Genomic DNA, 12,894 nt, shown 5'->3' on the forward strand with positions numbered 1-12,894 from the left:
TCATGCCTCAAGCTTAATCGATTTAGCCAAAACCAGAGCATCTTCACGCAATCCGCTTGCTGCATCAACCGGGTAATAGTTTTTGCGCAAACCAATTTGCTTATATCCTAGGCTTTGATAGAGCTTTAAAGCCGCCTCATTGCTTGGGCGAACCTCAAGAATAATCCGGGGCATTTTTTGCTGCGCAGCTACACCCTCGATTGCATTCATCATTTTTATGCCAATACCTAAACGACGCAACTTTGGAGAGACGGTGATATTCAAAAGGTGCAACTCATCTACGGCTGGAAATAAAATGCAATAGGCCCAGAGAACTTCCGGATCTAAGTAGCTGCCCTTTACCGCATCTTCCAATTGGGGTCTGACACAGTAAGCCCAATGCCCAGCGGCAAGTGAATCTGAGAAATTGCCTTTTGTCCAAGGATGAATATGCGAAACAGATTCAATCGCCAGTACAGAATCTAAATCTGCCACGGTCATCGGTAGAAATGAGAGCTCCGATATACCTTCGGCACTAGAGTGCAAAGAATGAGTGTTATCAACCATGTTGTTGACTGCGTTCCGCAGAGGTTAATGCCACCTTGTTACGGATATAGAGAGGCTCTAGTAGATGCACGTCTTGTTGAAGACCTTTACCCCACATTTCCTGAGCACAAGCCAAAACGCCTAGAGCATTCACCCCAATGGCTGAATCAAGCTGGCTAGTGGCAAAGGGTTTTGAAGCATTCGCAAAAACACGATCCCCAAACTCAGTAAGTGCGCTACCAGCAATGAACTCGATATTCACAAGCTCTATTCCCTCTGGTGGCGTCAGGTGTATTTCTCCCTGACGCTGGGGCAATTGATTGGCCATAATCTTGTAGCTAGCCCAATAAACCTCTTCCATGCGGGCATCAACTGCAATGACAAATGATTGAGCCCCTGAAGAAATAAACGCAGGCGTCTGAATGAGTTGAATAGCAATTGCATCTAGACTCGCTACAGGTAAAACTGGCAGCCTTGCCGCTATGGCTAGACCCTGAACAGCAGCTACACCTAAGCGCACTCCAGTGAAGGCTCCGGGACCATTACCAATCGCAATCGCGTCTAGAGAAGAAAGTTCAATCGAAGCTTCGGATAACAACTCTTCAACCCAAGGCAATAAGAGTTGGCTAGCGCCAGCCGACACTTTTTGGTGGCGAACTAAAGGCGCGGCATCAGGTAAAGATAAAGCCACCGAACACCAAGCTGAGGAGGTGTCGATGGCCAATATACGGGTCAATTTGGACTCTCTAGATTCTATGAACTCAGACCCGCAATGATATCTGGTGGAGCCTGAACTAGCTCAATCAATACGCCTTCGCCACAAAACGGAAACTCTTCACTGCCTTTAGGGTGAACAAAGGTAATGTCATACCCCGCAGCACCCTTACGAATGCCGCCTGGAGCAAAGCGCAGGCCCTGCGCTGACAACCATTCAACAGCCTTTGGTAGGTCGTCAACCCATAAGCCAATATGATTTAAAGGTGTTTGGTGAACAGCAGGCTTCTTTTCAATATCGAAAGGTTGCATGAGATCAACTTCAATCTCATGGGCCCCTTTGCCGATGGCACAAATATCTTCATCAACGTTTTCACGCTCAGAGACAAAAGTACTCTTGTATTCAAAGCCCAATAACTCAACCCAAAGCTTACGGAGGCGGTCTTTATTCTCGCCACCGATAGCAATTTGCTGAATTCCCAAAATCTTGAATGGTTTAGTCATAGCTAGCCTTATTCGAAGCGAATGATCAATTGATCGACCGCTAAGCTTTCGCCAACATTGGCGCAGATTTCAGCAACGACGCCATCTTGTGCAGCAACGAGTGTGTTTTCCATTTTCATTGCTTCAATGGCGGCCAATTTCTGACCAGCAGTAACTGCTTCACCAACCTTGACGGAAATATTGGTCAACAGACCAGGCATTGGAGACATTACTAGCTTAGAAGTATCTGGCGGAACCTTAACCAACATACGACGTTGAAGTTCAGCACCTAGGGGGCTTAAGACCATACATTCGTAATGCGCACCATCTAAGACGAGTGCGTATTTAACGCCCTTACGCTCAACTTGAGCAGTGATCTTATGTGTGCCATTAATGGTTGCACGCAAGCAAAGCTCGCCTGGACGCCAATTGCTAACGATGTTGTAACGGCTAACATCACCCTGCTCTTCAATATAGACAGAGTAGACACCATCTTTCAGATCAACGCGAACAGGAATCTCTTTAATCTCTTCGCTTGAACCTACTCTTGAGCCAGTAACCACTACAAACTTCTTCGCAATGGTCATTTCATGGCCAGCCAATTGACCATCAATCATCTTGATGTGCTCGAGGTAGCGATAGCGCATAAATGCCGCTAAAGCTGCTAAACGCTTAGGATCAGCCGGCTGAACAGAATCCTTTTTGAAACCATCTGGATACTCTTCAGCAATAAAGCCGGTCGTGAAGTCTCCTGAGACAAATCGTGGATGCTGCAAAAGCGCAGCCTGGAAAGGAATATTCGAATGAATGCCACGAATGACAAAATCATTCAGTGCAGAGCGCATCTTCTCAATTGCTTCAGTGCGATCCTTGCCATGAACGATCAGCTTCGCAATCATCGAGTCGTAGTACATCGGGATCTCGCCGCCCTCGTACACTCCAGTGTCTACCCGCACACCATCCAACTCTTCTGGTGGACGATATTTCACCAATCGGCCAGTAGATGGCAAGAAGTTACGGAATGGGTCATCCGCATTAATACGGCACTCCATTGACCAACCATCAAGCTTAATATCTTCTTGTTTAAATGCCAGCTTTTCACCAGCAGCTACACGAATCATCTGCTCAACTAAATCTAAGCCGGTAATACCTTCGGTTACTGGATGCTCAACTTGTAAGCGGGTATTCATTTCGAGGAAGTAGAAAGACTTGTCTTTACCAACCACAAACTCGACTGTACCGGCGGATTGATAGTTCACAGCCTTTGCCAACGCAACGGCCTGCTCACCCATTGCCTTACGGGTTGCCGGATCAATAAATGGTGATGGAGCTTCCTCAATCACCTTTTGATGGCGACGCTGAATCGAGCAATCACGCTCGCCCAAATACACCACATTGCCATGTGCATCGCCCAGAACCTGAATCTCAATATGGCGTGGGCCTTCGACAAACTTTTCAATGAAGATACGGTCATCGCCGAAGCTATTCATTGCCTCTGTTTTACAGGCAGCAAAGCCTTCGGCAGCCTCTTTATCATTAAATGCAACACGCAAGCCCTTACCACCACCGCCTGCTGATGCCTTGATCATCACCGGGTAACCAATTCCTTGGGCAATCTTGACTGCTTCTTCAGTTGTATCAATCGCTTCGTTGTAGCCAGGGATGGTATTAACCTTAGCCTCAAGAGCCAGCTTTTTCGAGGCGATCTTGTCGCCCATCGCTGCAATCGACTGATGCTTGGGTCCAATAAATACAATACCTTCTTCTTCGCAGCGCTTAGCAAACTGTTCGTTTTCAGAAAGAAAGCCGTAACCTGGATGAACTGCTTCAGCACCAGTATCTTTACAAGCCTGAATGATGCGATCCATTACCAAGTAGGATTCGCGTGATGGAGCTGGTCCAATGCAAACCGCTTCATCAGCCATCTGTACATGACGCGCTTCTTTATCGGCTTCAGAGTAGACGGCAACCGTCTTAATGCCCATCTTTTTAGCGGTTTTCATTACACGGCAAGCAATCTCACCGCGGTTTGCAATCAAAATTTTCTTAAACATTTTCGTAGTCATGATTTATCGGCGCCTTAGAGGGGAATGTTGCCGTGTTTACGTGGTGGGTTTGTGAGCTCTTTATCTTTCAGCATTGCCAAAGAACGTGAGATACGCTTACGTGTCTCATGCGGCAAGATCACATCATCAATATAGCCACGTCGACCTGCTACAAAAGGATTTGCAAACTTGGCTTTGTACTCAGCTTCACGTGCGGCAATTTTTGCTGGATCCGATTTTTCTTCACGGAAGATAATTTCCACAGCACCTTTAGGGCCCATCACTGCAATCTCAGCTGATGGCCAGGCAAAGTTAACGTCGCCACGTAAATGCTTAGAGGCCATCACGTCATACGCACCACCGTAGGCTTTGCGAGTAATAAGGGTTACCTTAGGAACGGTGCAATCCGCATAAGCGTAAAGCAGTTTCGCACCATGCTTAATGATGCCGCCATACTCTTGTGATGTACCCGGCATAAATCCAGGCACATCAACTAAGGTCACAACGGGAATATTGAAGGCATCGCAGAAGCGTACAAAACGAGCGGCTTTAATAGATGCCTTGATATCTAAACATCCTGCCAAAACTAAAGGCTGGTTTGCAACGATACCAATCGAGCGACCTTCCATGCGCGCAAAACCGATCAAGATGTTCTTCGCGTAATCAGGCTGGAGTTCAAAAAACTCGCCATCATCAACAATCTTCTCAATCAACTCTTTCATATCGTAAGGCTGGTTTGGATTGCTAGGCACCAATGTATCGAGCGAGAAATCAGGCTCTTCAGTACGCTGCGCCCCATTGATCATGGGTGGCTTTTCACGATTGGATAAAGGCAGATAATTGAAGAAACGACGGAGCATCATGATGGCATCAACGTCATTGTCAAAAGCCAAATCACAAACACCTGAGATGGTGGAGTGAGTTACCGCACCACCCAACTCCTCTGCAGTAACATCCTCATGCGTTACGGTCTTTACTACTTCCGGACCAGTCACGAACATATAAGAACTATCCTTCACCATGAAGATGAAGTCAGTAAGGGCTGGTGAATATACAGCGCCACCAGCTGATGGACCCATGATTAAAGAGATTTGCGGAATAACGCCCGAGGCAGTCACATTGCGCTGGAAAATCTCAGCATAGCCGCCCAATGAAGCAACACCCTCTTGAATACGTGCGCCACCAGAGTCATTTAAGCCAATCACCGGAGCGCCTACTTTGAGGGCCTGATCCATGATCTTGCAAATCTTCTCCGCATGCGCTTCTGAAAGAGAGCCGCCTAAGACGGTAAAGTCCTGTGAGAATACGAATACCAAGCGGCCATTAATCATGCCGTAACCAGTTACAACACCATCACCCGGAACAGTCTGATCAGCCATGCCGAAATCATGACAGCGATGCTCAACGAACATATCCCACTCTTCAAAGGTTCCAGCATCAAGCAAGAGCTCGATACGCTCTCGTGCAGTAAGTTTGCCTTTGGAATGTTGAGCAGCAATACGCTTTTGTCCGCCACCTAATCTGGCAAGTTCACGCTTTGCTTCAAGCTGTTGAATGATGTCCTTCATAACTACTCCTTAGAAAAATTCGTGTCCCATTGCTTCGAGCAAACGTCTCGCAGCAACAGAAGCGGCCATGGTTCCTTGATTTACCTCAGCACTCAGACCCGGTAAAAGTGTTTGTACTGCTGGATGATTCTGAAAGGCATTTTTAAGGCCCGCATCGATGCGATCCCACATCCATGCTCCAGACTGCTGTTTGCGGCGGGATTGCAATTTGCCGTTAGCGTTTTGTAGTTTCTGAAAATGCAGAATTTTTTCCCACAACTCAGGTACGCCATTACCCTCTAGAGCGCTCAGCGTCATGACGGTAGGATGCCAATACTCCTGATCGTGTGAAGCATGATCGGGGTTGCCCTGGAAACCCAAAAGGCGCAGAGAGCTAGTAATAAATAATTGCGCGCGCATGGCAGCGTCTGGATCGATATCAACCTTATTGATCATAATCAGATCGGCAATCTCCATGACACCTTTTTTAATCGCCTGCAGGTCGTCGCCAGCATTGGGTAATTGCAATAGCAAAAACATGTCTGTCATACCGGCAACTGCAATTTCACTTTGGCCTACGCCTACAGTTTCAACAATCACAACGTCAAATCCCGCTGCTTCAGCAACCAACATTGCTTCACGCGTTTTCTCAGCTACGCCGCCTAATGTGCAAGATGATGGGCTCGGACGAATAAAGGCCTTATCTAATACCGATAACCTCTCCATGCGGGTCTTATCGCCCAATATGGAACCGCCAGATAAGCTAGAAGAAGGGTCAATGGCCAGAACGGCAACGCGATGCCCCTTCTCAATCAGATACAAACCGAGAGTCTCTATCAAAGTGGATTTGCCAACTCCAGGTACACCAGAGATTCCCAGACGAAATGACTTGCCGGTCTTTGGCAATAAGGTATTAAGCACCTCATCTGCACGCTTGCGATGATCCATGCGAGTAGATTCAAGCAAGGTGATGATCTTGGCCAAGGCCCGACGCTGCGCCGATGAAGGCGCACCGGTGAGATCATTCACCAAAGCTTGGTCAACTGCGTTTAGCATGCTGATGTCTTCGATCTGTAAATTACTCTGGCTTTGCAGACTTACGAATCTGCTCAAGCACATCCTTAGCTGACGCTGGAATTGGAGTGCCTGGGCCATAAATGCCCTTCACGCCAGCCTCATATAGGAAGTCGTAATCTTGTCTTGGGATCACGCCACCAACGAAAACAATAATGTCGTCAGCGCCCTGCTTTTTCAACTCAGCAATAATAGCCGGGACCAAAGTCTTATGTCCTGCAGCCAAAGTAGAAATTCCTAAAGCGTGCACGTCATTTTCAATTGCTTGACGAGCACACTCTTCCGGAGTTTGGAACAGCGGTCCAATATCCACATCAAAGCCCAAGTCTGCGAAGGCAGTTGCAACTACTTTTGCACCGCGATCATGACCGTCTTGGCCAAGCTTCGCAATCATCACACGTGGGCGACGGCCAAAGTCTTTTGCGAAATCAGCAATCTCTACCTTCAATTTTTCCCAGCCTTCTGCTGAGTCGTAAGCAGCTGCATACACACCGGTCACCTTTTGAGTATCGGCGCGATGGCGCCCGTAAACTTTTTCTAATGCATCAGAAACTTCACCAACCGTAGCGCGCAAACGAATGGCTTGAACAGCCAGCTCTAATAGGTTGCCTGTATTTTCTTCTGCAGCTTTAGTTAATACCTCCAAAGCAGCCTCAACTTTTTTGGAGTCGCGCTTCGCCTTGATATCTTTTAATCGTGCAACTTGGCTCTCACGAACCTTATCGTTATCAATCATCAAGACATCAACTAAGTCTTCTTTGCCGAGCTTGTATTTATTAACGCCGACGATGACATCAGAGCCAGAGTCAATCTTGGCTTGTTTCTCAGCGGCTGCAGCTTCAATCTTCAGCTTAGCCCAACCGCTTTCCACAGCTTTGGTCATTCCACCCATGGCATCAACTTCTTGAATAATTTCCCAAGCCTTATCCGCCATCTCTTGGGTGAGGTTCTCCATCATGTAAGAACCGGCCCATGGATCAATCACGCTAGTGATATGTGTTTCTTCTTGAAGAATTAACTGGGTGTTACGGGCGATACGGCTAGAGAATTCGGATGGCAAAGCAATCGCTTCATCAAATGAATTCGTATGCAAGGATTGTGTGCCGCCAAATACTGCAGCCATGGCTTCAACCGTTGTACGAACAACGTTGTTGTACGGATCTTGTTCAGTTAAAGACCAGCCAGATGTTTGGCAATGTGTACGTAACATCAGTGACTTTGGATTCTTTGGCTCAAAGGATTTCATGATGCGCCACCACAAGAGGCGTGCAGCACGCAACTTGGCAACTTCTAAATAGAAGTTCATACCAATAGCGAAGAAAAATGAAAGGCGGCCAGCAAAGCCATCAACATCCAAGCCTTTGGCCAAGGCAGTTTTTACATACTCTTTACCGTCAGCTAATGTGAATGCTAATTCGAGAACTTGATTCGCGCCAGCCTCTTGCATGTGATAACCCGAAATCGAGATCGAGTTAAATTTCGGCATGTGCTTAGCGGTGTATTCAATAATGTCACCGATGATGCGCATGGAAGGCTCTGGTGGGTAGATGTAAGTGTTACGCACCATGAACTCTTTCAGAATGTCATTCTGAATCGTGCCTGATAGCAACTCTTGCTTAACGCCTTGCTCTTCACCGGCAACAATGTAACCAGCCAGTACCGGCAATACAGCACCGTTCATCGTCATAGAAACAGAAACTTTGTCCAACGGAATGCCATCAAACAAAATCTTCATATCCTCTACAGAATCAATTGCTACACCAGCTTTACCAACGTCGCCAGTCACGCGCGGATGATCAGAGTCATAGCCGCGATGGGTAGCCAAATCAAAAGCAACAGAAACACCTTGCCCACCTGCGTCTAGCGCCTTGCGGTAAAACGCATTAGATTCTTCTGCAGTTGAGAAACCAGCGTATTGACGAATAGTCCATGGGCGTACTGAGTACATCGTTGCCTGTGGCCCACGAACAAATGGTTCAAATCCCGGTAATGAATGTGTGTATTGGAGACCTTCAGTATCTTCGGCGGTATACAAAGCCTTTAAATGAATACCATCAGGCGTTTGCCAACCTAATTTATCGACATCACCATTCGGCGCTGACTTCTGGGCTGATTTTTTCCAAGCATCTAAATTGCTATCCGGCACATTTGGCCAGGTATTGGATGAATTCGATGCTGACTTTTTTTCACTCGTACTCATAAAGCACTCCCGGTTGGCTTTATTGCATTGTTACTAAATTTGTAGGGCTATTTTGCTTGACTTTTTTAAATTTGTCTAGATACTGTATACATAATTATGAATACAAAACTAATTAATAGGCCCCTATACGAAGACGTAGCTGAGCGACTACGCGAGCAGATCTTTTCCCATGAACTAGCGCCTGGGAGCTGGCTTGACGAGCAAAGCTTGGCAATCGCCTTTGGCATCTCACGAACACCAATGCGAGAAGCCATCAAGGTGTTGGCCTCTGAGGGCCTGGTGACTACGAAGATGAATAAAGGCGCCTATGTCACCGAAGTTGATCGCCGGGATCTAGAGCAAATCTTTACCGTCCTCTCTCTACTAGAAGGTCAAGCTGCAAAAGAGACAGCAATTAAGGCAACTGAAGCACAGCTAACCCAGCTCGATAACCTACATCACCGCCTAGAAAAAGCTGCAGCAGACCGTGATACGGACCAGTTCTTTGAGATTAACGTCAAATTTCATGATCTGATCCAGGAAATCGCTGGCAATAAGTGGATGAATGGCGTGATTGAGGACCTTCGTAAGGTCCTAAAGCTCCAAAGACGAGATTCTTTGACTAGAAGTGGACGTTTATTAAGTTCACTCGTAGAGCATCGCGAGATTCTTCAGGCAATTCTCAAAAGAGATCCTTTGGCTGCAGATCTAGCTATGCGCAAACACCTCACTAGAGGGCTTGAGGCAACAAAATAAAGGGCCTAGGAAAACCCGAAAGCCCATAAAGAACAAAGGCTTAGGTAATTAACCTAAGCCTTTTTGCTTATACGACAAGAATATCTAGATTACTTCTTAACTACGAAATTTCCTGGCAATGAAGCGATATAAGCTGCAATGTCGTGCATATCTGCATCGGAGAAAGTCTGAACTTGGGAACCCATAATGGCGTTATTACGACCGTACTGAGCATTACCATTGCCTACTTTGTACGCTTTTAATGCGTAGTAGAGGTAATCAGAATACTGGCCAGCCAACTTAGGGTAAGCCTGCAAAATCGGTGCATTGAGTCCAGCACCATGGCAAGAGGCGCAATTAGCCTTCTCTACAAGAGCTTGACCTTTTTCAGCGCTAGCAGCTTGAGCCAGGCCAATACTGGATAACAAAATGGCGGTAATTAGTGCGAATTTCATAAACGTGCCTCTAAATATCACTTCAATGGGTTATTTGGTGAGCTGGCAGTTTGCGCAGCATAGTATTCGCCAAGATCGGCCATGTCCTGATCAGACAAGCTGGCAGCAATTGAACGCATCGTTGGATGCTTTCTTTCGCCCTTCTTATAAGCAGACAAGGCACTTGCGATGTAAGCAGCATTTTGGCCGCCTAGCATTGGAACCTTGTACACCAAAGGATAGTCAGCGCGGTAGTCAGGAATGGAGTGGCAACCAATACAGAGCCAAACCTTGCCTTGTCCAGCCTGGGCAGAACCTTTGACATCTTGAGCTTGAGCAGCAAAACCAGCAAAAGCCAAGCCAGCGCAGAGGGCTAATTGGGAAAGAATGAGGTGTTTTTTCATAGAAATCATCATTAACAAGTTTGATTTAAATCAATTTGGAGAGAGTATAGCGGAGACAGGAGAAGATTCACTATTCCAGAGCTTGAAATCAGTAAAAACACTGAAAATATCACCCCCATTACCTATACTAGAACGCTATTTGAAGACAAATTGATTGCCCTAGAAATGACTAAGACCAAATCCCGCTTTGATGGCTCCCAAAGCTATGTAGCTACTGATGACCTGAAATTAGCGGTAAATGCCGCAATTCAACTACAGCGCCCTCTTTTAATAAAGGGTGAACCAGGCACAGGCAAGACCATGCTGGCTGAGGAAGTTGCCGCAGCATTGAATATGCCCCTGATGCAATGGCACATCAAATCAACCACCAAGGCACAGCAAGGACTCTATGAATACGATGCGGTTAGCCGACTGAGAGACTCCCAGCTTGGCGATGAAAAAGTAAATGACATACGCAACTACATAGTTAAGGGCGTCCTTTGGCAAGCATTTGAAGCAGATGAACCGGTTGTACTTTTAATTGATGAGATTGATAAAGCGGACATCGAATTTCCAAACGATCTTTTACGAGAAATTGATCGTATGGAGTTCTATGTATACGAAACAAGAGAGCTTATTAAGGCTAAGCACCGCCCTCTTGTCATCATTACCTCAAATAATGAAAAAGAATTACCGGATGCATTTTTGCGTCGCTGCTTTTTTCATTACATCTCATTTCCAGATGCTGGAACCATGCAAAGCATTGTGGATGTCCATCACCCCAACATCAAACAAGAATTGCTTGATGCGGCTCTTAAGTCCTTCTATCAAATTCGATCTTTGCCCGGCCTCAAGAAGAAGCCCTCTACCTCTGAATTAATTGATTGGTTAAAGCTATTGCTAGCAGAAGATATTCCAGCTGAGGCGCTTTATAGCAACGAAGACAAGATTGCGATTCCACCACTACATGGCGCACTTCTTAAAAACGAACAGGACATTCACTTGTTTGAACGCCTTGTCATGATGAACCGCAATCACCGCTAATCTCAAGCACTTCCACACTCAAATAGCTGAATCATGTTGATTCAATTTTTTCTCCAGCTCAAAGAGGCCAAGGTGCCTGTTTCTGTTCGAGAATTTTTAACGCTATTGGAAGCCTTAAAGGAAGGCGTGATTGAGCCATCGATTGATGAGTTTTATCAATTAGCGCGCATGACATTGGTAAAGGATGAGCAACACTTTGATCGATTTGATCAAGTCTTTGGCTCTTACTTCAATGGCGTAGAGCAAATCATGGCCTTAGCCCCTGACATTCCACTGGACTGGCTTGAGAAAAAATTACAACGCGTATTAACTGAAGAAGAAAAAGCGGCACTCAAAAAGTTAGGCGGTCCCGAGGCATTGCAAAAACGTCTTCAAGAACTCATGAAGGAACAAAAGGAATGGCACGGTGGCGGCAATAAATGGATTGGCGCCGGTGGATCATCGCCTTTTGGTCACAGCGGCTATCACCCAGAGGGCATTCGGATTGGCGGTGAAAGTGCTGGCAATCGAACGGCCATTAAAGTCTGGGAAGCGCGAGAGTTTAAAGATTACGACAGCGATCTCAGCCTAGGGACACGCAATATCAAAATGGCATTGCGTCGCTTGCGCCGATTTGCTAGAGAAGGCTCCAATCTAGAGTTAGATCTCGATAAGACCATTCACTCCACTGCTGCAAATGCAGGGATGCTTGATATCCAAATGCGTCCTGAGCGTCACAATCAAGTCAAAGTCTTATTGTTAATGGATGTCGGTGGATCGATGGATGACCACATCCAGCGGATTTCTGAATTGTTTACTGCTGTCAAAACTGAGTTCAAGCACTTGGAGTATTACTACTTTCATAACTGCGTATATGAACACCTGTGGCAAAGCAATCGACGCAGACGGGACCAGGTAACAGCTACTCAGGACATCATTAATAAGTATGGCCCCGACTACAAACTCATTTTCATAGGAGATGCCACGATGTCTCCTTATGAAATTCTGAGCCCTAACGGATCAGTGGAATACAACAACCGCGAAACTGGGGCCGCCTGGATCAATCGCCTGATTGATCACTTCCCTCATTTTGCTTGGCTCAATCCAGAGCCGGAATCCATCTGGGAGTACCGGCAATCCATCGATATCATGAAGGGTTTGATGAAAGACCGCATGTATCCCGTGACCTTGAATGGCCTTGAAAATGCCATGCGTCAACTGTCAAAGTAATCCAGTAAGATTTACCTTAACCACCTGCATCTATTTTTTTAAATTCTTAGTAAAAACCTATGACAAACCATATAAGCGATCGCCTTAAAACTCTTGGTATTGACCTACCTCCGCCTGGACCCCCTGCTGCTGCTTATGTCATGGCAGCCACTTCTGGCAACACTGTTTTCCTATCTGGCCACATTGCCAAAAAAGATGGCAAGCCTTGGGTTGGAAAGCTTGGTCAAGACATGGATACAGAGACCGGCAAAGCTGCAGCTAAGTCAATTGCGATTGATTTGATTTCCACCTTACAAAATCACTTGGGCTCTCTAGACAAAGTGAAACGTATTGTGAAAGTCATGGGTCTAGTCAATTCCACCTCTGAGTTTACTGAGCAACATTTGGTTGTGAATGGCTGCTCAGAACTGCTTTTTGAAGTATTTGGCGATGCTGGCAAACACGCACGTAGCGCATTTGGTGTCGCGCAAATCCCTTTGGGTGCTTGCGTTGAAATCGAGTTGATTGCCGAGATTTAAAAAA

At 46.3% G+C, this 12,894-nt stretch carries 13 protein-coding genes; 4 read left to right on the forward strand and 9 right to left on the reverse strand.

Translation table 11 applies throughout. The features are described from left to right. The 7 genes from rimI to scpA are packed head-to-tail and all read right to left on the reverse strand — an operon-like array spanning position 1 to position 8,588. Positions 1 to 546 (reverse strand): ribosomal protein S18-alanine N-acetyltransferase, encoded by a 546-nt coding sequence (rimI, locus tag ICN14_RS02750; protein WP_216224639.1) that lies wholly within the window; start codon positions 544 to 546, stop codon positions 1 to 3. Continuing rightward, positions 539 to 1,261, reverse strand: a complete 723-nt coding sequence (tsaB, locus tag ICN14_RS02755; RefSeq protein WP_255535932.1) for a tRNA (adenosine(37)-N6)-threonylcarbamoyltransferase complex dimerization subunit type 1 TsaB — start codon at positions 1,259 to 1,261, stop codon at positions 539 to 541. Before tsaB ends, rimI begins: the two co-directional genes overlap by 8 nt. Before the next feature lie 17 nt (positions 1,262 to 1,278). Beyond that, positions 1,279 to 1,743 carry a VOC family protein gene (locus ICN14_RS02760; RefSeq protein WP_216224641.1) on the reverse strand — a complete coding sequence of 155 codons (465 nt, stop codon included), beginning with the start codon at positions 1,741 to 1,743 and terminating at the stop codon, positions 1,279 to 1,281. A gap of 8 nt (positions 1,744 to 1,751) precedes the next feature. Continuing rightward, positions 1,752 to 3,776: an acetyl-CoA carboxylase biotin carboxylase subunit gene (gene accC / locus ICN14_RS02765; RefSeq protein WP_216225001.1), complete on the reverse strand. Its 2,025-nt coding sequence runs from the start codon at positions 3,774 to 3,776 to the stop codon at positions 1,752 to 1,754. 26 nt (positions 3,777 to 3,802) lie between these two features. Continuing rightward, positions 3,803 to 5,335, reverse strand: a complete 1,533-nt coding sequence (locus ICN14_RS02770) for an acyl-CoA carboxylase subunit beta (protein WP_216224642.1) — start codon at positions 5,333 to 5,335, stop codon at positions 3,803 to 3,805. 9 nt (positions 5,336 to 5,344) lie between these two features. After that, positions 5,345 to 6,370 (reverse strand): methylmalonyl Co-A mutase-associated GTPase MeaB, encoded by a 1,026-nt coding sequence (gene meaB / locus ICN14_RS02775; RefSeq protein WP_216225002.1) that lies wholly within the window; start codon positions 6,368 to 6,370, stop codon positions 5,345 to 5,347. A gap of 22 nt (positions 6,371 to 6,392) precedes the next feature. Beyond that, the gene (gene scpA / locus ICN14_RS02780) at positions 6,393 to 8,588 is read right to left on the reverse strand and encodes a methylmalonyl-CoA mutase (RefSeq protein ID WP_216863203.1); all 2,196 of its coding nucleotides are present in this window, start codon (positions 8,586 to 8,588) and stop codon (positions 6,393 to 6,395) included. Between the two features lie 96 nt (positions 8,589 to 8,684). On the opposite strand from scpA, the gene ICN14_RS02785 reads away from it, so the two are divergent. After that, complete coding sequence (locus tag ICN14_RS02785) at positions 8,685 to 9,323, forward strand: GntR family transcriptional regulator (protein ID WP_216224644.1); 639 nt, start codon at positions 8,685 to 8,687, stop codon at positions 9,321 to 9,323. Between the two features lie 89 nt (positions 9,324 to 9,412). Here the strand turns inward: ICN14_RS02785 and ICN14_RS02790 are convergent, their stop codons facing one another. Together ICN14_RS02790 and ICN14_RS02795 are read right to left on the reverse strand one after the other, a co-directional pair. Next, positions 9,413 to 9,757: a cytochrome c gene (locus tag ICN14_RS02790; RefSeq protein WP_216224646.1), complete on the reverse strand. Its 345-nt coding sequence runs from the start codon at positions 9,755 to 9,757 to the stop codon at positions 9,413 to 9,415. 17 nt (positions 9,758 to 9,774) lie between these two features. Continuing rightward, positions 9,775 to 10,140: a cytochrome c gene (locus ICN14_RS02795; protein WP_216224647.1), complete on the reverse strand. Its 366-nt coding sequence runs from the start codon at positions 10,138 to 10,140 to the stop codon at positions 9,775 to 9,777. Positions 10,141 to 10,305: 165 nt separating this feature from the next. Between ICN14_RS02795 and ICN14_RS02800 the strand changes: the two genes are divergently transcribed. From ICN14_RS02800 to ICN14_RS02810, 3 genes are read left to right on the forward strand one after another with little or no spacing between them, the layout of a single operon-like run. Next, positions 10,306 to 11,163: a MoxR family ATPase gene (locus ICN14_RS02800; RefSeq protein WP_216181514.1), complete on the forward strand. Its 858-nt coding sequence runs from the start codon at positions 10,306 to 10,308 to the stop codon at positions 11,161 to 11,163. 33 nt (positions 11,164 to 11,196) lie between these two features. After that, a complete protein-coding gene (locus tag ICN14_RS02805) occupies positions 11,197 to 12,372 on the forward strand; it encodes a VWA domain-containing protein (RefSeq protein ID WP_216224648.1) in 1,176 nt (391 codons plus the stop codon). Between the two features lie 59 nt (positions 12,373 to 12,431). Then, positions 12,432 to 12,890 carry a RidA family protein gene (locus tag ICN14_RS02810; RefSeq protein WP_216224649.1) on the forward strand — a complete coding sequence of 153 codons (459 nt, stop codon included), beginning with the start codon at positions 12,432 to 12,434 and terminating at the stop codon, positions 12,888 to 12,890. Positions 12,891 to 12,894 lie beyond the last annotated feature (4 nt).

Origin of the sequence: Polynucleobacter sp. MG-27-Goln-C1 (genome assembly GCF_018881905.1) — a bacterium.
GTDB lineage: Bacteria > Pseudomonadota > Gammaproteobacteria > Burkholderiales > Burkholderiaceae > Polynucleobacter.